Genomic DNA, 20,000 nt, shown 5'->3' on the forward strand with positions numbered 1-20,000 from the left:
GAGGGAAATATAGTACCGAAGTTCCTGATTCCACACTGCCAAGAAAAGCCTCTAGCGAGGAAAAAGGTGCCCGTACCGCAAACCGACACAGGTAGGCGAGGAGAGAATCCTAAGGTGAGCGAGAGAACTCTCGTTAAGGAACTCGGCAAAATGACCCCGTAACTTCGGGAGAAGGGGTGCTCTGGTAGGGTGCAAGCCCGAGAGAGCCGCAGTGAATAGGCCCAGGCGACTGTTTAGCAAAAACACAGGTCTCTGCGAAGCCGTAAGGCGAAGTATAGGGGCTGACGCCTGCCCGGTGCTGGAAGGTTAAGGGGAGTGCTTAGCGCAAGCGAAGGTGCGAACCGAAGCCCCAGTAAACGGCGGCCGTAACTATAACGGTCCTAAGGTAGCGAAATTCCTTGTCGGGTAAGTTCCGACCCGCACGAAAGGCGCAACGATCTGGGCACTGTCTCAACGAGAGACTCGGTGAAATTATAGTACCTGTGAAGATGCAGGTTACCCGCGACAGGACGGAAAGACCCCGTGGAGCTTTACTGTAGCCTGATATTGAATTTTGGCACAGCTTGTACAGGATAGGTAGGAGCCTAAGAAACCGGAGCGCCAGCTTCGGTGGAGGCGTCGGTGGGATACTACCCTGGCTGTGTTGAACTTCTAACCCGCGCCCCTTATCGGGGTGGGAGACAGTGTCAGGTGGGCAGTTTGACTGGGGCGGTCGCCTCCTAAAGAGTAACGGAGGCGCCCAAAGGTTCCCTCAGAATGGTTGGAAATCATTCGCAGAGTGTAAAGGCACAAGGGAGCTTGACTGCGAGACCTACAAGTCGAGCAGGGACGAAAGTCGGGCTTAGTGATCCGGTGGTTCCGCATGGAAGGGCCATCGCTCAACGGATAAAAGCTACCCCGGGGATAACAGGCTTATCTCCCCCAAGAGTCCACATCGACGGGGAGGTTTGGCACCTCGATGTCGGCTCATCGCATCCTGGGGCTGTAGTCGGTCCCAAGGGTTGGGCTGTTCGCCCATTAAAGCGGTACGCGAGCTGGGTTCAGAACGTCGTGAGACAGTTCGGTCCCTATCCGTCGTGGGCGCAGGAAATTTGAGAGGAGCTGTCCTTAGTACGAGAGGACCGGGATGGACGCACCGCTGGTGTACCAGTTGTCTTGCCAAAGGCATCGCTGGGTAGCTATGTGCGGAAGGGATAAGTGCTGAAAGCATCTAAGCATGAAGCCCCCCTCGAGATGAGATTTCCCATCACTTTATGTGAGTAAGATCCCTGAAAGATGATCAGGTAGATAGGTCTGAGGTGGAAGCGTGGCGACACGTGCAGCTGACAGATACTAATCGATCGAGGACTTAACCACACTTTATTAGCGAAACTCGGAATACTTTCTTTTCTTCATACTTTATCTAGTTTTGAGAGAACGATGTTCTTTCAAGTAAATACGTCTGGTGATTAAGGCGAAGAGGTCACACCCGTTCCCATGCCGAACACGGAAGTTAAGCTCTTCAGCGCCGATGGTAGTTGGGGGATCTCCCCCTGTGAGAGTAGGACGTCGCCAGGCGATCAAAGAGTACCCGAAGCGGTGCTCTTTTTTGTGTTTAAAGTGTTTGAAAAAGACAGAATGTATTTAATTCTGAAATTCCATCAAAAGCAGAAGCGAGGGTGGGGAGGAGCAAGAAGGTCGAGGACGTGAGGGAGAGAACACCGGAGTGGGCTCTGCCCATGAGGATGTGAACGAGCGAAGCGGACGAAGAGATTCGCCGCTCATCGCCGGCCGAGCCTTCAGTGCCGGTGGTAGTTGGGGGTTCCCCCTGTGAGAGTAGGACGTCGCCAGGCAACCAAAGAGTACCCGAAGTGGTGCTCTTTTTTGTGTTTAAAGTGTTTGAAAAAGACAGAATGTATTTAATTCTGAAATTCCATCAAAAGCAGAAGCGAGGGTGGGGAGGAGCAAGAAGGTCAAGGACGGGAGGGAGAGAACACCGGAGTGGGCTCTGCTGAGGATGTGAACGAGCGAAGCGGACGAAGAGATTCGCCGCTCATCGCCGTCCGAGCCTTCAGCGCCGATGGTAGTTGGGTCTCCCCCTGTGAGAGTAGGACGTCGCCAGGCGATCAAAGAGTACCCGAAGTGGTGCTCTTATTTTGTTTGAAGTTTTTGAAAAAGACAGAATGTGTTTAGTTCTGAAAATCCATCAAGAGCAGGAGCAAGAAGGTCGAGGACGTGAGGGAGAGAACACCGGAGTGGGCTTTGAGTCTAGAGAACATGGTGGAAATTTGCACAGGACAATAAATTGAAATTACAGGCTCTATGATACCCAGTAGGACGCAAGCAGCCCTCCTCTGTGTAAAAAGACGACCATTATTAATAGCAAACTGGAGATAGATTTAAGGATGCCAACCTAAAGATGGTGAATTAGACAGGTACTAGAACCATACTTGTTGAAAGGCAGGCTAAACTTAATCCTTAAGAAACATTCGGATTTGATTATTCGCAGCCTATACCGTAGTCTGAGTATATATGAAGTAAAGGAGAGATATGCATGTCCTCGATTTACGATTTCAGTGCATTAAAGCCCAATGGTGAGGAAGTTGCTTTAAGTGAGTTTAAAGGCAAAGCTATGGTAATCGTCAATACTGCGAGCAAGTGTGGGTTCACTCCTCAGTTTGAAGAACTGCAGTCTCTTTATGAGGAGTACAAAGAAAAAGGGGTAACGGTTCTGGGGTTTCCTTCCGATCAATTCATGAATCAGGAATTTGATAATGATAATGAAATCATGGAGTTTTGTCAGATAAACTATGGAGTCAGTTTTCCGATGTTTTCAAAGATTGAGGTGAAAGGAGAAGGAGCACATCCGTTGTTTAAGTATCTGATTAAAGAGAAAAAAGGGTTGATGACCTCTGAGGTGAAGTGGAATTTTACGAAGTTCCTTGTTGATCAAGAGGGAAATGTAATAAAGAGGTATGCCCCGCAAACTTCTCCTGCCAAGATTAAAGAAGATCTAGAGAAAATTTTATAAACACCCAGGCGTGAATTCTGTCTCGAATTCACGCCTTTCTTATCATTGCTATTATTCTCCTCCGTCGTCGCCATCATCACTATCTCCAGTATCATCCATCCCCTCATTTTCATGATCCTTAAAGAACTCATTGATAGAGTCAAGAAAGCTTTTGGGCGTCATCTCGTTTTTCTCCTTTAGAAAATCCGTATTTAAAAAACTTTGGAGGGTGAAGATCTGTACCGGCTGATGTTTATTCTTAAGATAAATAAAGAAGTAAAGCCAGAACAGAAACAACAAGATTAATAAGAAAATAATGATAATCAGTTTTATGGTCAACAACCCCTTACTTGTCCTTTCTTAATGGGTATGACGAAGGAGCGGTTAACATTACTTGAAAAAACGATTTACATTTTAGATAGCAGGTAGTTTTTAATCAGAATAGGAGGCTTTTCCAAAGAAAGGCCAAGGAAGTTTTTTATGATTGGGTAGTCATCGGTTGCATTGGACTTAAGAAGCTCACTCCACCATTCTGTTTCATATCTGGCTATCATGCTTAGATTATAAAGAAGCAGGTAGTGAATGATCGGTTCCGGCAGGGTGTAGGCTTCTGACCGGTCGGTTGGAAGAGAGAACTGGTTGTTCCTGATATTCAGCCGTATTGGCGGTAATTCAACTTGATTGGAATCCAGTATTATCTGACGCCCATTGATAGTTATTTTTTCTTTTGTTTTTTCTTTTAAAAATTGGGTGAAACGTTCCTTGGACATATGATAATGATCAAGAACGTCGTCTGAGAAAGAAAGTGTTTGGTCATGTTGAGATGATAATCCAAACTGTGTGCGTTTATGAAGTACCATTTGAAAAGTCTCGTTCATTTCGGGAATCTGGGACAAGAGTTCACCCATTTGAAATTTTTCCGCTTCCAAATGTTTCACGTGAAACATTTCTTGGGCGAAGTGGGAAAGAAGTCCATTTTTTTGAATCTTGATTTCATCTTTTAGAAAACTGTATTGCTGTTTTTTCCTCTTCCGGCTTGTCACGCCATGTGCCAGGACCGATGTATTCTGAGGATAAAATGGATCGATGGTCAGCACACAGGCTTTGATTAAATGGATGTACCCATAGAACAACAGGATAGGCTGGATTGAAAGAGGGGTAATAACGGCCTGTTTGAAATACAGCTCACCTTGTTCCAAATAGTATATAAAAGGATAGCAATTATTGTAGCATTGCATATCGGCCTCTTTCAGAGATAGTTTTTGGTAGCATTTCTTTAAATATTTTTGAGCCATCTCAGCTGAGTGAAAGCAGCTTAATGATTCCCAGACTGGTGAGGGGGATATCATAATAAAACCTCCAAGTTATCCGAATAATCTAACTACTAAATATCATCTTGACAGTATTTTAACCAATTGATAACCTACTAATAATATTTTGGGAAAAGGGGGACGAGAAAGATGTGGGAAACGAAATTTGCTAAAGAGGGTTTGACGTTCGATGATGTTTTGCTGCTTCCTGCCAAGTCAGAGGTTTTACCGAAGGATGTCAGTATAAAGGTAAGTTTGACTGATACTTTGAATTTGAATGTCCCAGTAATCAGTGCCGGAATGGATACAGTCACTGAAGCCGAAATGGCAATTGCTATGGCAAGGCAGGGCGGTTTAGGGATCATTCATAAAAACATGAGTATTGAGCAGCAGGCTGAACAAGTAGATAAAGTAAAACGTTCAGAAAGCGGAGTCATTTCCGATCCATTTTTCTTATCTCCAGAGCATCAGGTATTTGATGCTGAACATCTGATGGGCAAGTATCGTATTTCAGGTGTTCCAATCGTGAATAATGTAGAAGAACAAAAGCTCGTCGGAATCCTGACTAACAGGGATTTGCGTTTCATTCAGGATTATTCCATCCAAATTTCCGATGTTATGACAAAAGACAACCTGGTTACGGCACCCGTCGGAACCACATTGGATGAAGCAGAAAAAATTCTTCAGCAATATAAAATTGAAAAACTGCCACTGATTGATGAGAATGGTGTTTTAAAAGGGCTTATTACGATTAAGGATATTGAAAAAGTCATTGAGTTCCCGAATTCAGCTAAAGATAAGTATGGCCGTTTGCTGGCAGGAGCAGCAGTGGGAGTTTCCGGAGACACAATGAAGAGAGTGGAGCAGCTAGTTAAATCCCAGGTCGATGTCATTGTCATTGATACGGCACACGGACACTCGGCAGGGGTACTGCAGGTTGTGAGCCAAATCCGTGAACAATATCCAGAACTGAATATCATCGCCGGTAACGTGGCAACGGCAGAAGCTACCCGTGCATTAATTGAAGCAGGGGTGGATGTAGTGAAAGTTGGAATCGGACCTGGTTCCATCTGTACGACCCGTGTGGTTGCAGGTGTAGGGGTTCCACAAATCACGGCCATTTATGATTGCGCATCTGAAGCCAGAAAGCATGGGAAAGCGATCATTGCTGATGGAGGAATCAAGTACTCCGGAGATATCGCCAAGGCATTGGCTGCAGGCGGACATGCCGTTATGCTCGGAAGCCTTCTTGCAGGTACGACGGAGAGTCCCGGGGAAACGGAAATCTTCCAAGGAAGACGCTTTAAAGTGTACCGTGGAATGGGTTCTGTCAGCTCCATGGAAAAAGGGTCAAAAGACCGTTACTTCCAGGAAGAAAATAAGAAGTTTGTCCCGGAGGGCATTGAGGGACGCCTTCCTTACAAAGGACCGCTTGCAGATACGCTTTATCAATTGATCGGCGGCCTGCGTTCAGGAATGGGTTACTGTGGAGCCAAAGATCTTAAGGCTTTGAGAGAGGAAGCCCAATTCATTAAAATGACAGGTGCGGGACTTCGTGAAAGCCATCCGCATGATGTGCAAATCACTAAAGAAGCACCGAACTATTCATTATAATAGACCTGCTATTAAGAAAATTATTGTCTAATGATATGGCAGGTAGTATGAGTATTGAGAAAAGGTGAAATAGCTCCTGCAGGGTTAAAGGTTCACCGCCCGCTCCATGGATTCGTACCCTGCAAGAAGAATCAGCTGGGCAATGAGGTTATCACAATAGGTTTATTTACTCAGGGCAGGACTTTCTTCACGGAAGTCCTGTTTTTAATTAAATGAATAAATATTGGGTATTTATAGGCTGCTTGTTGTTCTGAATCCAGTTACAGCGCCCATCCCCTCGGGGTCAGATAATTCTAAAAGAATAAAAGGAGACCGCCTTTTTTCTCTTAGGAACATTTCCCTGTCGGGGCTAATCAGGCCGCTTGCGCATTTTATTACCTAAACTAGGAAAATACTCTTTCTATTATAAATAGTGCTAATATGATAAAATAACAAAAGTGTTTACATAAATTGATGGAGGGCTACAAAGTGAAAAATTGGTTTCAAAAATCTGTCGTCTCTTTTTTAGTCTTGGTATTAGCCGCAGGGATTTTACAGCCGTCACTCACAGCAAATGCTGAAGGTGGACTAAATGTTAATGCGGAAGCAGCAATCATCGTCGAAGCCGAAACAGGAAAAATCATCTACGAGAAAAACGCTGAAACGGCCCTGGGAATCGCAAGTATGACAAAAATGATGACAGAGTACTTGCTGCTCGAAGCAGTAAATGAAGGAAAAGTCGATTGGGAACAGGAGTATACCATCCCTGTCCCGCTTTCAAATCTTTCACACGAGAGAGGGTTGAGTAATGTTCCACTGAGGGCAGAGGCTCAATACACCGTGAAAGAACTGTATCAAGCGATGGCTATCTACTCTGCGAATGCAGCCACAATGGCAATTGCCAATATCATTGCAGGCTCTGAAACAAACTTTATCAAAATGATGAATGACAAGGCTGAAGAAATTGGCCTGGAGTCTTATAAATTTGTTAACTCAACTGGTTTGAACAACCGTGATCTTGGAGAACTCCGCCCAGAAGGTACTGGCGCGGAAGAAGAAAATGTAATGTCAGCAAAAGATACAGCTAAATTAGCTTATCATTTGCTTAATGAATATCCTGAAGTACTGGAAACCTCAAGTATACCAAAAATGAAATTTGATGAAGGTACTGAAGATGAAGTCGATATGCAAAACTGGAACTGGATGCTTCCAGGGTTAGTGTATGAATACGAAGGTATGGACGGGTTAAAAACAGGAACGACTGATTTAGCAGGTTACTGTTTTACAGGGACGGCTGAAAGGAACGGCACAAGATATATCACTGTCGTCATGGATGCTCAACCAAATGAGGGAGAAAATCCATATCATGCCCGTTTTGCCCAGACAGCCAATCTGATGAACTATGCTTTCACCAACTTCACAACAGAAGAGATCTTTCCTGCAAACTATGAAGTGAAGGGACAGAAAACCCTTCCGGTTGTGAAAGGAAAAGAAAAAGAAGTAGCGATTCAAACAAAAGAACCTCTTAAGATGGTTGTCAAGAATGGCGAAAAAGAATTCGAACCGAAATTGGTTTTGGATAAAAAGAAATTAAACGAAGATCGACAGCTTACGGCTCCTGTCAAAGATGAAGAACAGGTCGGCTACCTGACAATTGAAGGTGGGGACGATCTTGGCTACATCACAGAAAAGGCTGCTGCTAATGGACAGGTCCCTGTTGTTACAGCAGAAGCAGTAGAGAAAGCAAACTGGTTCACATTATCCATGAGAGCAGTTGGCGGATTCTTCTCCGATATCTGGGGTGGAGTTACTTCCACTGTAAAAGGCTGGTTCTGATTCACTAAAGGATAGTTTATACCCAAAAACCACCACTTGTCTTGACATGAGGTGGTTTTTGTTGTTTATTTAGCATGGGGGAAAAATATATTCCTGGTTAAGTTCGTAATTTTTTCCTTACAATATTACTGTTTTTTTGTTGAAAATATAGATAGGAATATGAAGGGGGACATATAGAAATGAAGACGGGTACAGACGTAGTAAAACGTGGAATGGCTGAAATGCAAAAAGGCGGCGTCATCATGGACGTTGTAAATGCTGAACAAGCGAAGATTGCGGAAGCATCAGGTGCGGTTGCTGTAATGGCACTTGAGCGCGTTCCAGCAGACATCCGTGCTGCTGGCGGGGTAGCAAGAATGGCAGATCCTCGAATTGTCGAAGAGGTTATGGGGGCTGTTTCTATTCCGGTTATGGCCAAAGCGCGTATCGGACATATCGTGGAAGCGCGTATCTTGGAAGCAATGGGCGTAGATTACATCGATGAGAGTGAAGTATTGACTCCGGCGGATGAAGAGTATCACCTGAACAAAAGAGATTACACTGTACCATTCGTTTGCGGATGCCGTGATCTTGGTGAGGCAGCACGCCGAATCGGTGAAGGAGCTTCCATGCTTCGTACTAAAGGTGAGCCTGGTACAGGAAACATCGTTGAAGCTGTACGCCATATGAGACAAGTTAACGCTCAAGTACGTAAGCTTGTGAACATGAGTACAGATGAAATCATGACAGAAGCAAAATTGCTTGGTGCACCATATGAGCTTCTTTTAGAAATTAAAGAAAATGGACGTTTACCGGTTGTGAACTTTGCTGCTGGCGGTATTGCAACTCCTGCGGATGCGGCTCTTATGATGCAGCTTGGTGCTGACGGAGTATTCGTTGGTTCTGGTATCTTCAAATCAGACAACCCTGAACGTTTCGCAAAAGCAATTGTAGAAGCTACTACACACTATGAAGATTATGAACTTATTGCAAAGCTTTCTAAAAACCTTGGTATTGCGATGAAGGGAATCGAGATTTCTTCTCTGACTCCTGAAACCCGCATGCAAGAACGCGGCTGGTAAAAATGGTAACCATCGGGGTATTAGGGCTTCAGGGAGCTGTTAGAGAACATGTCCGTGCCATCCAGGCGAATGGTGCAGAAGCGGTCGTCGTAAAGAAAGCGACACAGCTTGAAGGGATTGACGGACTGATTTTCCCTGGCGGTGAAAGCACAACAATGCGCCGTTTGATTGATCTTTATGGCTTCATGGAACCTATGAAGGAATTTATTGCTCAAGGCAAACCTGTGTTTGGTACTTGTGCCGGGCTTATCCTTCTTGCGAAAAATATCGTCGGGTATGATGAACCTCATCTTGGCGTCATGGATGTAACAGTGGAAAGAAATTCTTTCGGCCGTCAACGCGAAAGTTTCGAAGTGGACTTGGATATCGCCCATGTAGGGGAAGGATACAATGCTGTATTCATCCGTGCCCCTCACATAGTGGAAGCTGGGGAGAACGTTGAAGTCTTGGCGAAGCATGATGGACGAATTGTCCTTGCGCGTGAAGGACAATTCTTAGGCTGTTCATTCCATCCTGAATTGACGTCGGATAACCGCCTGACTGGATATTTCATTCAGATGGTTGAAGAAACAAAAGAGAAACAAATGGCATAAACCTATTGCAATGAGTTAATAATTATAGTAACTTATTATACAAACTTAATCGCTCGAAATCGTTGAGAGGAAATAGTAATGCGGACTGCTTTCTTCAGAGAGTCGGTGGCTGGTGTGAACCGATGGAAGTACCCCATGAATCCATCCTCGAGTAAGGTGCTGAACATGATTGTCGTAGGCACTTTCGGTGAGAACCGTTATCTTACTTAAGAGGAAAGTAGTCTTGTACTATTTTCAATCAGGGTGGCAACGCGGAACCTCCGTCCCTTTTATGGGATGGGGGTTTTTTGTATTTTCAGCACCCTTCAATGGTGTGAGTGGATTATAAGGAGGAAATGACATGCTGGATATCAGGTATTTGAGAGCGAACTTTGAAGCGGTGAAAAATCGTCTTCAAGACCGCGGTGAAGATTTAAGTGATTTTGAAAAGTTTGAGGAATTGGATGTCAGAAGAAGAGAGCTGCTTGTTGAAACAGAGAACTTAAAAAGCAAAAGAAATGAAGTATCTCAAAAAATAGCTGAAATGAAAAAGAATAAGGAAAATGCTGAGGACCTTATCGTTGAAATGCGTGAAGTCGGCAGCATGATCAAAAAGCTTGATGAAGAGTTAAAGGAAGTGGAAGGCAGCCTGGACCACTTGATGCTGTCTATCCCTAACGTTCCTCATGAGAGCGTACCTGTAGGAGCTACAGAAGATGATAACGTGGAGGCACGCAAATGGGGGGAAGTTCCTTCTTTCGGTTTTGAACCAAAGCCTCATTGGGATCTTGCGACTGAACTGGGCATCCTTGATTTTGAAAGAGCAAGCAAGGTAACAGGAAGCCGCTTCGTATTTTACAAAGGGCTTGGTGCAAGGCTTGAGCGTGCGTTGATTAACTTCATGATGGATCTTCATAACGATGAGCATGGTTATGAGGAAATGCTGCCGCCATACATGGTAAACCGCGAGAGCATGACGGGCACAGGGCAGCTTCCGAAGTTTGAAGAGGATGCTTTCTTGATTGAAAGCGAAGACTACTTCCTCGTGCCGACTGCTGAAGTGCCGGTTACCAACTATCATCGTGATGAAATTCTCACAAATGATCAACTGCCGATTGCTTATACAGCGTTCAGTGCCTGTTTCCGTTCTGAAGCGGGTTCAGCAGGCCGTGACACAAGAGGTCTGATTCGCCAGCATCAATTCAATAAAGTAGAGCTTGTCCGCTTTGTACGTCCGGAAGAATCTTATGATGAGCTCGAAAAACTGACTGGCCACGCAGAAAAAGTGCTGCAATTATTGAACCTTCCATATCGTGTTATGTCTATGTGCACAGCGGACCTTGGTTTTACGGCTGCCAAGAAATATGATATCGAGGTATGGATCCCAAGCTATGATACGTATCGTGAAATCTCTTCTTGCAGTAACTTCGAGGCATTCCAGGCCAGACGAGCAAACATCCGTTTCCGCCGCGAGCCTGGCGCAAAACCGGAACATGTTCACACATTGAACGGATCTGGCCTTGCACTTGGACGTACGGTAGCTGCTATTCTTGAAAATTACCAGCAGGAAGACGGAAGCATTGTCATCCCAGAGGTGCTGAGACCTTACATGGGCGGTTTGGATGTAATCAAACCAAGATAATAAAAATATGAATCGGGCGGGAAGAAGGTGCTTTCCCGCTCGATATTATAAAATAATTTATTTCAAAAAAATATAGAAAAGGTGTTGACTCCTAGGTCACCACCGTGATATTATAATTATTGTCGATACGGAGGAATACCCAAGTCCGGCTGAAGGGATCGGTCTTGAAAACCGACAGGGGTGTTAAAGCCCGCGGGGGTTCGAATCCCTCTTCCTCCGCCATTGATTTTAAATTAACCATAGCGCATAAATATTGGAGATATGAAAACCGCTGCCTAGGCAGCGGTTTTTTTTATCTCTGGAATTAGATATGTTCTTTATATAACTTTCAGATCGATCATAAGGGTTGAGGCGGGTCTGTAAAAGAATATTAAAAAAGGATGGATAGAGCAGAGCTCTTCCATCCTTTCTGGTATTTTATGATTTCAATAAACGGGTCTGCTCTATAAAGTAACCGATTCGTTCAATGATCGGCTCAATGGAGTTTTCGTTATTAACCAAATCATAGTCATTGATATTCAATCGCAAAACAGGGCACGCATTAAAGGAATCGATCCAGTTTTCATAGCGGACATGCATCTCCTGCCAGTATTCAACCGGTGTCTGCTGTTCCATAGGGCGTCCTCTTTCCCTGATGCGGTCTACCACATCATCGATGGATCCCTCTAAATAGATGAGAAGATCAGGATGAGGGAAGTAAGGAGTCATAACCATGGCATCGAACAGGCTCTTGTATGTGTCATAGTCAACAGCAGACATGTTTCCTTTTTCATAGTGCATTTTAGCGAAGATCCCGGTGTCCTCATAAATGGAACGGTCTTGAATGAATCCTCCGCCATATTCGAATATTTTCTTTTGCTCTTTGAAACGCTCGGCGAGGAAATAAACTTGAAGGTGGAAACTCCAGCTCTTGAAATCCTCATAAAATTTATCAAGGTAAGGGTTGGTATCGACTTTTTCAAATGATGTACGGAAACCAAGTGCTCTTGCAAGTCCGTTGGTCATCGTCGACTTTCCAACTCCGACGGTACCGGCAATGGTGATGACAGCATTGCTCGGAATCCCGTATTTAGTGCGAAGGTTCATGATAAAGTGGCTCCTTTTTTCAGTGTTTGATCTAAGGTATCTATAATAGCGGCTAAGTCATCTTGATTTTTCACAAAGTCCATTTCGTCACCGTTAAAGCGAAGAACCGGGATGTTGCTGTACTGGGTTTCGAATTGCTGCATCCGGCGTTCATAGTCCTGAGAAAGCTGCTCAAGGTATAGAGGGCTGATTTTCTTTTCGAACTCCCTGCCTCTTAAGGCGATCCGCTGCAGAAGTGTATCCAGACTTGCGTTCAAATAGATGACGACATTCGGTACCGGCATATCTTCCGTTAGTATTTGATAAATGTTCAAATATTTATCAAACTGTTTATTCTTTAAGGTTCTCTCAGCAAAAATGAGGTTTTTTAAGATATGATAGTCAGCGACGACTGGCTTATTCTGTGAAATGAAATGGGTTTCTATATCCTCCAGCTGCTTGTAGCGGTTGCATAAGAAAAACATTTCAGTTTGAAAGCTCCATTCATCAATGTTGTCATAAAATTTATCTAAAAATGGATTTTCATCAACAATCTCTTTTAAAAGATGATAATTGAAATGATCCGAAATTGCTTTTGCCAAAGAGGTTTTCCCTACTCCAATCGGTCCTTCAACCGTAATGAATGGAATGCTCCCCATACAATGTCCTCCTTTACCGACATTATGGATTCATAATCGACATGTATTCGTCAAATGACGACAAATGTTATTTTAACACAATATATAGTCAGTAGGGCGGGAATTTTATGGGAAGGAACAAATAAAAAAAGCCGCCTCCCCATTGACTTGGGTAGACGGTTGATAAATGACTATCTTTTGACTACATTGAAGTTATCTGTAATCAACAGCCAGTTTTGCGGGAAAGGAAGACCGAGCTTCCAATAACTCATCCCTCTTAAATTGAGTTCCTTCATTAAAACAAATTTCGCCTGGATGGAGCGGGCATCTTCAAACCATACCCGATGCTGTTTCCCCTCTTCATCCTGATAGTTGAAAAATGGGGCCTGTGCTTTTGTATCATACTCAATAGGGACATTATACTGAGCGGCAATTTCTATAGCTTTTTGCGGACTCACTGCCTTGGCGGTATCTCCTTCTTTAAATGGCAAGGTCCAGTCATACCCATAAAGGTTCTGCCCCATCATGATTTTGGAAGGAGGCATCTCGCTGATTGCGTATTCAAGGACTTCACGGACAGGGCCGATAGGGGAGACGGCCATTGGCGGACCTCCACTGTAACCCCATTCGTACGTCATAATGACGACAAAATCGACAATTTCTCCATGCGCCTTATAATCATGCGCTTCATACCATTTTCCTTTTTGCCCGGCACTCGTTTTAGGGGCAAGGGCAGTGGATAGAAGCCAGCCTTCCTGATTAAAACGATTTTTAGCTTTGCGGAGGAAGCGGTTATAAGCTTCCCTATCCTGGGGACGGAGATATTCAAAGTCAAAGTGGATGTCTCTGAATCCGTATTTTTTGGCAGTCGCCACGACATTATCCAGGAACTTTTTCTGTATGTTTTGGTCAGTCAGCAGGATCCTGCCGACTTCATCACTGAATTGTCCTTCTTCCTGATTGGTGATGGCCATCATCAACACATTTCCATTGGCCCGGCCGATTTCCAGCAGCTTGCCCATCGGCGGCTCTTTCAATGTACCGTCCCGCTTGGCTTCAAAGTCAAAAGGAGCAAGGTACGTCAAATAAGGAGCAGCTTCACGGGCGCTTTCCTCTAAATTTGGCTGGACGGTTTCGCCGTAAGGTTCTACATAAGCATTAAACTCTCCGTCTCTTTTGGGACGTTCCGGGATGTATAAACGAAACCCTACTTGCAGACCTTGGTTAACTGAGATTCCATTGATTTGTGCAAGCTCCTGATAAGATAGGCCAAACCTTCTGCTTATGGACCAAAGACTGTCACCCGGCTGGACAAAATAAAACAATCCTACAATTGGAATGACCAGCGTCTGGCCGACTACTAGATTGTCGGGATTAGGAAGATCGTTGGCTTCCACAATATCTTCAGTCGTCGAGTTATATGTCTGAGCAATTCCGAATAGAGACTGGTTAGGCTGGACTACATGAATTTGCATAACTTGCCCTCCCTTTAACATTTTCACTGTAAGAAATGTATGTGTGAGGAGAGGGAAGTATGATGGTTAGGGAAGAATTTTTAAGACTGGGGTTCTTTTTAAATAATCTTTTTGTTTGGCTGTGTTAAAAAGTAAGGGGTTTTAAGTTAAACTGTAAGCTGATTTACGCTTCAGATGCGTGACTCCGCGGGGCGGGCGGTGAGCCTCCTCGGCTGCGCCTGTTTAAAAAGTGGAAGCGCCCTGTTCAGGCCCGACAGGCAAATGTTCCGCAGCGAAAAAAGGGGGGCTTTCCTTTTATTCGCTGTGGGTTATTTGATCCCGAGGGCCTGGGCGCTGCAACTGGATTGGGGGTCTCACCTGTCCCGCTGATCCCGCAGGAGGTCACGCACCTTCCGCTCCAATCAACTGGAAATAAATCAAAGAGTAAACCTTATTTTAAAAAACTATTTAGCATAATAACATTGTTTATAAGTGAATAAAGATGGACAAGTGTCACCTTCCCTGTTCTACTACTCTCTTTTCAGATAAATTGATAAATTTTAATATAAGCTCCTCTCTATACTTACTGCCTATCAAGCCTAAACGCTTCCTAAAAGATATCACCTGAATCAACGATGTCTGCTTTCAAAACATTTTTCATCATCTCAATGGCATAGCGGTTGTCATTATCGCTGACAGAAGCGATGCAGTCCTCGGGTATTACTAAGTTGAATTCCCTCATATAAGCATCGTTAGCTGTAAACAGGACGCAAATATTTCCGGCGATTCCCGAGAGAATGAGGGTATCTACCTTTAGAGTATGAAGAAGAGTATTCAGTGCGGTCCCGTAAAAAGCAGAGTGCTTGGGCTTGATGAGAAAATAATCATCCTCACCTGGTTTTAAGGGCTCAATGACAGGCAGGCTGATATCGTTCAGGCACTTTTCGTATATTTTTTCCAAATCTGCCTGCCAGAGGGTATAATGGTCATTAATATAAATGACAGGAATTTGCTTCTTGTGGCAGATGCTGCGCAGTGCTTTAAGCGGCTCTACGATTTTCAATGTATGCTCGGCGAGTGTTTTACCGTGTTCAAAAGTGAAGGGATTTAATATGTCTATAATCAATAAGGCAGTTTTGCTATTCAGTGGATTCATCGGTATCCTCCTTTTGTATAGTTTTGGGAGCGGTGAATGATTTTATCCATAAGAGAGATTTTAAATGGTAAGGAGTTAGACAGGTGAATACCAAACAGGAATATTTCATGAAGCTTGCAATCGATGAGGCAAAAAAAGCTGAAGAGAAAGCGGAAGTCCCGATAGGTGCAGTGATTGTGCTCGACGGGGAAGTGATTGCCTCTGCTCATAACCTCAGGGAAACGACTCAGAACGCGGTGACACATGCAGAATTGCTGGCGATTGAGGAGGCCTGCGAAAAGTTAGGAACCTGGAGGCTGGAGAATGCCGAACTTTATGTTACATTGGAGCCATGTCCCATGTGTTCAGGAGCCATTATACTATCAAGGATCAATACAGTGATATATGGTGCCCCTGACCCAAAAGCGGGATGTGCCGGAACCCTGATGAACCTATTGGAGGATGATCGTTTCAACCATCAGTGCGAGGTGGTGCCAGGTGTTCTTGGAGAGGAGTGCGGACAGCTCCTGACTCATTTCTTCCGAAAACTCCGGGAAAGAAAAAAGGAAGAAAAGAAACGAAGGAAAGCAGAGATGGAACAGCATACAGGAATTGACAATGGATAACCCGTTGCTTTTTTCCGTAAGAGCTAGTATACTAATATTTGCGTCGGACATGGCGCAACTAAATATGGTATCAATTTTGCCGTGCTAGGCGGGGAGGTAGCGGTGCCCTGTACTCGCAATCCGCTCTAGCGAGGCTGAACCCCTTCCCGAGGCTTGCACTCTGTAAGGCCTGCCTCAAGTAAGTGGTGTTGACGCCCGGGTCCTGCGCAATGGGAATCCATGAACCATGTCAGGTCCGGAAGGAAGCAGCATTAAGTGGACTCTCCCATGTGCCGCGGGGTTGCCTGGGCCGAGCTAACTGCTTGAGTAACGCTTATGGATGCATGTCGACGGAAGGTGCACGGCAGTTTAATACTTATAATAAAACTCATCCTATCCAGGGTGAGTTTTTTGTATGTAATAGTCAAACAGTCTTTGTAAAATTAAAATTACATACGTTATAATAGATAGATGAGAATTTATTTTTTATATACATGGGCTAAAAATCAGGTTTTAAGTGAGAAGAGAGACAGCTCCAATCGAGCGTTAATACATATAAAAGGAGGAGATCGTTTTGAGTTATCAAGCCTTATATAGAGTCTGGCGGCCGCAGCAGTTCATTGATGTGGTCGGACAGCAGCATGTAACAAAGACACTGCAAAATGCTCTCCTCCAGCAGAAAATATCACATGCCTACCTTTTCTCGGGACCTAGGGGGACGGGGAAAACGAGTGCAGCCAAAATTCTTGCCAAGGCTGTCAACTGTGAAAAAGCACCCGTGGCAGAGCCTTGCAATGAATGTGATTCCTGTCTGGGTATTACTGACGGTTCCATTCCTGATGTCATTGAGATCGATGCCGCTTCCAATAACGGGGTCGAGGAAATCCGGGATATCAGGGATAAGGTAAAGTATGCTCCCAATGTCGTTTCCTACAAAGTCTACATTATAGATGAGGTCCACATGCTTTCAATCGGAGCTTTCAATGCACTGTTGAAAACACTCGAAGAACCTCCGAAGCATGTCATCTTCATCCTGGCCACGACGGAACCTCACAAAATCCCTCTGACGATCATCTCAAGATGTCAGCGGTTCGACTTCAAGAGAATTACAGCCAGGGATATCGTTGGAAGAATGACTCATATTGCTGATGAGTCAGGTGTACAATATGAAGAAAAAGCATTGCACGTGGTTGCCAGGGCAGCGGAAGGCGGTATGCGTGACGCCCTGAGCCTTCTTGACCAGGCGATTTCCTTCAGTCAGGACAGAGTTACGGTGGACGATGCGCTGACGGTAACTGGAGCGGTATCGCAGGTATATCTTAATAGGCTCGCCAAAGCCATTTTCGAGAATCAAGTAGCAGATGCCCTTCAAGCCTTGGAAGAACTTCTCTTTCAAGGGAAAGATCCGGCAAGGCTGACAGAGGACCTCGTCCTTTACTTCAGGGATATGCTGCTTCATCAGACAGCGCCGAACCTTGAGGAATCGCTGGAGAGGGTCATGCTTGATGAAGACTTCAAGGAATTGGCCGAAAAAGTTTCACCTCAGCATATTTACAAATTTATTGATATACTTAATGAAGCGCAGCAAGAGATGAAATTCACCAACCATGCCCGTATCTATATCGAGGTATCGATTGTGAAACTTTGTCAGCTTGAAGTTGAGAAAAATGTTTCCTCACCGGAAATCGGACAGCTTCTTCAAAAGGTACAAAGCCTGGAGAATGAACTGAATCAGCTGAAGGCAAAAGGAATCCCCGCTGCACAAGTTGAAGCAGCTCCCGCCCCTAAGAAAAGGGCGTCTTCTTCCAGGAAGGGATTCAAGGTAGCGACCGGCATGGTGCAGGAAGTATTGAAGACAGCTACCAAAGAAGATCTTAATCTCATCAAAAGCCGCTGGGGTGAAATGCTCGAAGTCCTAAATCAGCGGCAGATGCGCTCGCAGGCAGCACTGCTGAATGATGCAGAGCCTGTAGCGGCTTCCTCGAAATCTTTCATATTGAAGTTCAAGTATGACATCCACTGCCAGATGGCGATGGAGAATGCCGGCTTCACAGACGCCTTAAGCTCCATTTTGGGACAGCTGGCCGGAACGGACTATCAGCCGATTGGAATTCCTGAAAATCAATGGCAGAGTCTGAGAGAAGATTTCATTAAGCATCAAAGAAATGATGATCCCGAATCTCCTGCAGACGAGCAAGTGGAGGAAGATCCGCTGATTGCAGAAGCGAAAAAGCTTGTAGGAGAAGATCTAATAGAAATAAGAGAATAAAATTATAATTTGGAGGTTTTTTACTATGCGTGGAATGGGAAATATGCAAGGTATGATGAAACAAATGCAAAAGATGCAAAAGCAAATGGCGAAAGCTCAAGAGGAACTGGGCGAAAAGCGCTTGGAAGGAACTGCTGGCGGCGGAATGGTAACAGTAATCGTTTCCGGGCATAAAGAAGTACTGGAAGTAAACATCAAGGAAGAGGTAGTAGATCCGGAAGATATCGAAATGCTTCAAGATCTAGTACTTGCTGCAACGAATGACGCTTTGAAGCAAGCAGATGAACTGACAAACTCGACTATGGGACAATTCACTAAAGGAATGAACTTACCGGGAATGTTCTAGGAGGCTTTTATATGCATTATCCTGAACCAATATCGAAGCTCATTGACAGCTTCATGAAACTGCCGGGAATTGGGCCGAAAACCGCGGCCCGACTGGCGTTTTTTGTTTTAGGCATGAAAGAGGACACAGTCCTGGAATTTGCAAAGGCGCTTGTAAACGCGAAACGAAAGCTGACATACTGTTCTGTCTGCGGCCATATAACTGATCAGGATCCTTGTTATATTTGCGAAGATACAAGAAGGGACCGAAGTGTTGTGTGTGTGGTACAGGACCCTAAGGATGTCATCGCTATGGAAAAGATGAAGGAATACAATGGACTTTACCATGTATTGCATGGTGCCATTTCCCCCATGGACGGGATTGGCCCTGAAGATATCAATGTACCGGACCTCTTAAAAAGACTTCAGGATGAAGAGGTTGAAGAAGTCATTCTGGCAACTAATCCGAATATCGAAGGTGAAGCCACAGCTATGTATATATCAAGACTGCTGAAACCGTCCGGCATCCGGATCACAAGGATTGCCCACGGCCTTCCTGTCGGCGGAGATTTGGAGTATGCGGATGAAGTCACACTCTCGAAAGCATTAGAAGGAAGAAGAGATGTTTAGGTCAGGAGTGGAAAAGTACAATGTTCTTTCAAAAAAAGGGTAAGCTGCGCAAAGAGTATGATACTAAGCTGCTTCATTCATTGGAAGATGCAAAGAAAGATTGGATCTCCCAGAAAGCGCTGGAAGAGATGAGCATCGAAAATTCTTTTGAAATCAATTATCGTTCGAAGATAGCCGAGGCAAAATACTTTTTCTTCTTCAGGGAAGCCAAAAATAGAAAAGTCGTCATAAAAAGGTAGACAACCCTCATATTCTCTCTATTAAGGTATGTTTTTTCTTAAAGGAGGAGAGTAGATGAGCCCGGTTGTAGTTATCGCTGTTATAAGCAGTTTGATCGTGTTTCTGCTTGCAGCAGGGACGCCGTTCAAACCGGCGAAGTATGCAGGACAGTTATGTATGAAAGTATTGATTGGCGCTCTGTTTTTATTCTTTTTAAATGCTTTTGGAAGCCAATTCGGCATACATGTGCCCATTAACCTGGTCACTTCCGCGATTTCCGGTATTCTTGGCATTCCAGGAGTGGTCGGATTGACGATCATCCAGATGTATATTATTGTGTAAACTCCGCTGATTATTTAGCGGGGTTTTTGTTTTTCTAAAAAACTTTATTTTTTATGTTGACTCTTGTAGAATCACCGTGGTATTATATTACTTGTCGCTGAAACGACAGCGAATTACTTGTTTTAAAAAACATTGACACCACTTAAATGATTGTGATATATTAAAGGGGTGCTCAAGAGAGACAAGCATTGAACATTGAAAACTAAACAACTCAAAACGTCAACGTTAATTCTAATAAGAGCACAGCTCTTATGTAGTTACTAACACTATAATTAGCAAATGAGCAAGTCAAACTTCTATCGGAGAGTTTGATCCT

The 20,000-nt window shown here is 44.3% G+C and carries 17 protein-coding genes, 1 tRNA gene, 3 rRNA genes, 1 other RNA gene and 1 other annotated feature (2 of these 23 only partly in view); of the genes, 17 read left to right on the plus strand and 5 right to left on the minus strand.

Annotated features, from left to right (window positions below):
* The 3 genes from V1502_RS00060 to V1502_RS00070 all read left to right on the plus strand — a co-directional run.
* Positions 1 to 1,356 (plus strand): 23S ribosomal RNA (locus V1502_RS00060); it begins 1,579 nt to the left of the window's first position.
* Positions 1,357 to 1,440: 84 nt separating this feature from the next.
* Positions 1,441 to 1,557: ribosomal RNA gene (gene rrf, locus V1502_RS00065) — 5S ribosomal RNA — on the plus strand.
* Between the two features lie 976 nt (positions 1,558 to 2,533).
* The gene (locus V1502_RS00070) at positions 2,534 to 3,010 is read left to right on the plus strand and encodes a glutathione peroxidase (RefSeq protein ID WP_409252435.1); all 477 of its coding nucleotides are present in this window, start codon (positions 2,534 to 2,536) and stop codon (positions 3,008 to 3,010) included.
* Positions 3,011 to 3,396: 386 nt separating this feature from the next.
* On the opposite strand, the gene V1502_RS00075 is transcribed toward V1502_RS00070, so the two are convergent.
* A complete protein-coding gene (locus V1502_RS00075) occupies positions 3,397 to 4,338 on the minus strand; it encodes a YaaC family protein (protein ID WP_409252436.1) in 942 nt (313 codons plus the stop codon).
* 111 nt (positions 4,339 to 4,449) lie between these two features.
* Between V1502_RS00075 and guaB the strand changes: the two genes are divergently transcribed.
* From guaB to V1502_RS00105, 6 genes are all read left to right on the plus strand, one after another.
* Positions 4,450 to 5,913, plus strand: a complete 1,464-nt coding sequence (gene guaB / locus V1502_RS00080; protein WP_409252437.1) for an IMP dehydrogenase — start codon at positions 4,450 to 4,452, stop codon at positions 5,911 to 5,913.
* Between the two features lie 453 nt (positions 5,914 to 6,366).
* A complete protein-coding gene (locus tag V1502_RS00085) occupies positions 6,367 to 7,728 on the plus strand; it encodes a D-alanyl-D-alanine carboxypeptidase family protein (RefSeq protein WP_409254257.1) in 1,362 nt (453 codons plus the stop codon).
* A gap of 179 nt (positions 7,729 to 7,907) precedes the next feature.
* Complete coding sequence (pdxS, locus tag V1502_RS00090) at positions 7,908 to 8,789, plus strand: pyridoxal 5'-phosphate synthase lyase subunit PdxS (RefSeq protein WP_409252438.1); 882 nt, start codon at positions 7,908 to 7,910, stop codon at positions 8,787 to 8,789.
* A gap of 2 nt (positions 8,790 to 8,791) precedes the next feature.
* Positions 8,792 to 9,382, plus strand: coding sequence for a pyridoxal 5'-phosphate synthase glutaminase subunit PdxT (gene pdxT, locus V1502_RS00095; protein WP_409252439.1), 591 nt, complete (start codon positions 8,792 to 8,794; stop codon positions 9,380 to 9,382).
* Positions 9,383 to 9,435: 53 nt separating this feature from the next.
* Positions 9,436 to 9,653 (plus strand) — a binding site (T-box leader).
* 69 nt (positions 9,654 to 9,722) lie between these two features.
* Positions 9,723 to 11,003 carry a serine--tRNA ligase gene (serS, locus tag V1502_RS00100; RefSeq protein WP_409252440.1) on the plus strand — a complete coding sequence of 427 codons (1,281 nt, stop codon included), beginning with the start codon at positions 9,723 to 9,725 and terminating at the stop codon, positions 11,001 to 11,003.
* Positions 11,004 to 11,132: 129 nt separating this feature from the next.
* Positions 11,133 to 11,225 (plus strand) — tRNA-Ser (locus V1502_RS00105).
* Positions 11,226 to 11,420: 195 nt separating this feature from the next.
* On the opposite strand, the gene V1502_RS00110 is transcribed toward V1502_RS00105, so the two are convergent.
* From V1502_RS00110 to V1502_RS00125, 4 genes are all read right to left on the minus strand, one after another.
* Positions 11,421 to 12,089, minus strand: a complete 669-nt coding sequence (locus V1502_RS00110) for a deoxynucleoside kinase (RefSeq protein ID WP_409252441.1) — start codon at positions 12,087 to 12,089, stop codon at positions 11,421 to 11,423.
* The gene (locus tag V1502_RS00115) at positions 12,086 to 12,727 is read right to left on the minus strand and encodes a deoxynucleoside kinase (RefSeq protein ID WP_409252442.1); all 642 of its coding nucleotides are present in this window, start codon (positions 12,725 to 12,727) and stop codon (positions 12,086 to 12,088) included. The genes V1502_RS00110 and V1502_RS00115 overlap by 4 nt, the downstream gene beginning before the upstream one ends.
* A gap of 170 nt (positions 12,728 to 12,897) precedes the next feature.
* Entirely contained in the window at positions 12,898 to 14,181 is a 1,284-nt protein-coding gene (locus V1502_RS00120; protein WP_409252443.1) for a LysM peptidoglycan-binding domain-containing protein, read from the minus strand.
* Positions 14,182 to 14,770: 589 nt separating this feature from the next.
* Positions 14,771 to 15,316, minus strand: a complete 546-nt coding sequence (locus V1502_RS00125) for an isochorismatase family cysteine hydrolase (RefSeq protein WP_409252444.1) — start codon at positions 15,314 to 15,316, stop codon at positions 14,771 to 14,773.
* A gap of 83 nt (positions 15,317 to 15,399) precedes the next feature.
* Between V1502_RS00125 and tadA the strand changes: the two genes are divergently transcribed.
* The 8 genes from tadA to V1502_RS00165 all read left to right on the plus strand — a co-directional run.
* A complete protein-coding gene (tadA, locus tag V1502_RS00130) occupies positions 15,400 to 15,921 on the plus strand; it encodes a tRNA adenosine(34) deaminase TadA (protein ID WP_409252445.1) in 522 nt (173 codons plus the stop codon).
* A 79-nt stretch (positions 15,922 to 16,000) separates the two neighbouring features.
* An RNA gene (gene ffs, locus V1502_RS00135) (signal recognition particle sRNA large type) lies at positions 16,001 to 16,265 on the plus strand.
* A gap of 209 nt (positions 16,266 to 16,474) precedes the next feature.
* A complete protein-coding gene (gene dnaX, locus V1502_RS00140; protein WP_409252446.1) occupies positions 16,475 to 18,169 on the plus strand; it encodes a DNA polymerase III subunit gamma/tau in 1,695 nt (564 codons plus the stop codon).
* 25 nt (positions 18,170 to 18,194) lie between these two features.
* On the plus strand, positions 18,195 to 18,515 hold the full coding sequence (locus V1502_RS00145; RefSeq protein WP_006837681.1) for a YbaB/EbfC family nucleoid-associated protein: 321 nt from the start codon (positions 18,195 to 18,197) through the stop codon (positions 18,513 to 18,515).
* Positions 18,516 to 18,526: 11 nt separating this feature from the next.
* On the plus strand, positions 18,527 to 19,123 hold the full coding sequence (recR, locus tag V1502_RS00150) for a recombination mediator RecR (protein ID WP_409252447.1): 597 nt from the start codon (positions 18,527 to 18,529) through the stop codon (positions 19,121 to 19,123).
* 20 nt (positions 19,124 to 19,143) lie between these two features.
* The gene (locus tag V1502_RS00155; protein ID WP_409252448.1) at positions 19,144 to 19,362 is read left to right on the plus strand and encodes a YaaL family protein; all 219 of its coding nucleotides are present in this window, start codon (positions 19,144 to 19,146) and stop codon (positions 19,360 to 19,362) included.
* A gap of 55 nt (positions 19,363 to 19,417) precedes the next feature.
* Entirely contained in the window at positions 19,418 to 19,684 is a 267-nt protein-coding gene (locus V1502_RS00160; RefSeq protein ID WP_409252449.1) for a pro-sigmaK processing inhibitor BofA family protein, read from the plus strand.
* A gap of 296 nt (positions 19,685 to 19,980) precedes the next feature.
* Positions 19,981 to 20,000, plus strand: a 16S ribosomal RNA gene (locus V1502_RS00165); it runs 1,531 nt beyond the window's last position.

It is taken from the genome of Rossellomorea sedimentorum, from assembly GCF_046237645.1.
Taxonomy (GTDB): Bacteria; Bacillota; Bacilli; order Bacillales; family Bacillaceae_B; genus Rossellomorea; species Rossellomorea sedimentorum.

Excerpts from the sequence above, each read along its gene's own strand:
- serS (WP_409252440.1), top strand. The coding sequence starts at position 9,723 with ATGCTGGATATCAGGTATTTGAGAGCGAACTTTGAAGCGGTGAAAAAT.
- guaB (WP_409252437.1), top strand. The coding sequence starts at position 4,450 with ATGTGGGAAACGAAATTTGCTAAAGAGGGTTTGACGTTCGATGATGTT.
- pdxS (WP_409252438.1), top strand. The coding sequence starts at position 7,908 with ATGAAGACGGGTACAGACGTAGTAAAACGTGGAATGGCTGAAATGCAA.
- V1502_RS00115 (WP_409252442.1), bottom strand. The coding sequence starts at position 12,727 with ATGGGGAGCATTCCATTCATTACGGTTGAAGGACCGATTGGAGTAGGG.
- V1502_RS00155 (WP_409252448.1), top strand. The coding sequence starts at position 19,144 with ATGTTCTTTCAAAAAAAGGGTAAGCTGCGCAAAGAGTATGATACTAAG.
- pdxT (WP_409252439.1), top strand. The coding sequence starts at position 8,792 with ATGGTAACCATCGGGGTATTAGGGCTTCAGGGAGCTGTTAGAGAACAT.
- V1502_RS00070 (WP_409252435.1), top strand. The coding sequence starts at position 2,534 with ATGTCCTCGATTTACGATTTCAGTGCATTAAAGCCCAATGGTGAGGAA.
- V1502_RS00110 (WP_409252441.1), bottom strand. The coding sequence starts at position 12,089 with ATGAACCTTCGCACTAAATACGGGATTCCGAGCAATGCTGTCATCACC.
- V1502_RS00075 (WP_409252436.1), bottom strand. The coding sequence starts at position 4,338 with ATGATATCCCCCTCACCAGTCTGGGAATCATTAAGCTGCTTTCACTCA.
- V1502_RS00145 (WP_006837681.1), top strand. The coding sequence starts at position 18,195 with ATGCGTGGAATGGGAAATATGCAAGGTATGATGAAACAAATGCAAAAG.
- V1502_RS00125 (WP_409252444.1), bottom strand. The coding sequence starts at position 15,316 with ATGAATCCACTGAATAGCAAAACTGCCTTATTGATTATAGACATATTA.
- V1502_RS00160 (WP_409252449.1), top strand. The coding sequence starts at position 19,418 with ATGAGCCCGGTTGTAGTTATCGCTGTTATAAGCAGTTTGATCGTGTTT.
- V1502_RS00120 (WP_409252443.1), bottom strand. The coding sequence starts at position 14,181 with ATGCAAATTCATGTAGTCCAGCCTAACCAGTCTCTATTCGGAATTGCT.
- V1502_RS00085 (WP_409254257.1), top strand. The coding sequence starts at position 6,367 with ATGGAGGGCTACAAAGTGAAAAATTGGTTTCAAAAATCTGTCGTCTCT.
- recR (WP_409252447.1), top strand. The coding sequence starts at position 18,527 with ATGCATTATCCTGAACCAATATCGAAGCTCATTGACAGCTTCATGAAA.